1 protein-coding gene and 1 pseudogene are annotated in these 681 nt (G+C 62.0%); one reads left to right on the top strand and one right to left on the bottom strand.

Features of this window, described 5'->3' with window-relative positions:
• Positions 1-305: hypothetical protein (locus EOD15_RS35140; RefSeq protein WP_210212222.1), on the top strand; the 305-nt coding region annotated here is incomplete at its 5' end.
• A gap of 51 nt (positions 306-356) precedes the next feature.
• On the opposite strand, the pseudogene EOD15_RS36135 reads toward EOD15_RS35140, so the two are convergent.
• Positions 357-681: pseudogene (locus EOD15_RS36135) on the bottom strand (hypothetical protein); the annotation flags it as partial.

The following is a 681-nucleotide window of genomic DNA, read 5'->3' as shown; positions in this document are numbered from 1 at the left end:
GGACAACCCAGCTGTCTCATTGCACCATCCACTGCCAAACCGGCTTTATCCCGGAGAAATGGACCATGACCAACAAAGCAGCCGAGCCCGGCAACGTCGAAAATCCACCGCAGATCCTCGCTGTCAATCCGTACATCGGGACCTCGATGAGGCCAAAGCAGGGTCCACTTCTTCTGCCGAAGCCGGGCGAGACGATCCGCCAGTGGCCTGATTTGAGGGGCAACCCGGAAATCAACGCGGAATTGGACCGGCTCTTATCAAGCGAGCTGTCGAGTACCGACCGGGGCGACGGCGCACCCAGCTGACCGTACATTGCGGACTCGATGATGGTGTAACCGCCCCGAGGGGCGGTTTTTTTATGACCGGTCGGCGCCCTTGTCGGTTTGCCGGTTGGTGCCCCGGCCGAGCCCCTTGGCGACCTGGGCGTGGATCTGCTGCCGCTCGGTCTGCAGGAGCGGCATATCCTTCACGAACTCCCGAATGTCCTTCGCAAGCCGCTTGGCATCCTGCGAAGGATGCTTGTCCAGGACGGCTGCAGTGTGCAGCCAAGCCCCCCGCACCTTCTCCTGACGCTCGCGGATTTTCAGCTCCCACGGCCGAACCTTCGGCGCCGCATTACCGGTGATTTCCTTCACCGCTTCGGCGTACTTGCGCAGTTGTACGTCAGGCGCGGCGTAGGCC

This window comes from Mesorhizobium sp. M7A.T.Ca.US.000.02.2.1 (assembly GCF_003996995.1).
Classification (GTDB): Bacteria; Pseudomonadota; Alphaproteobacteria; order Rhizobiales; family Rhizobiaceae; genus Mesorhizobium.
Note: the sequence above shows the minus strand (reverse complement) of the source record. Positions and strands in the feature narration are given on the sequence as shown.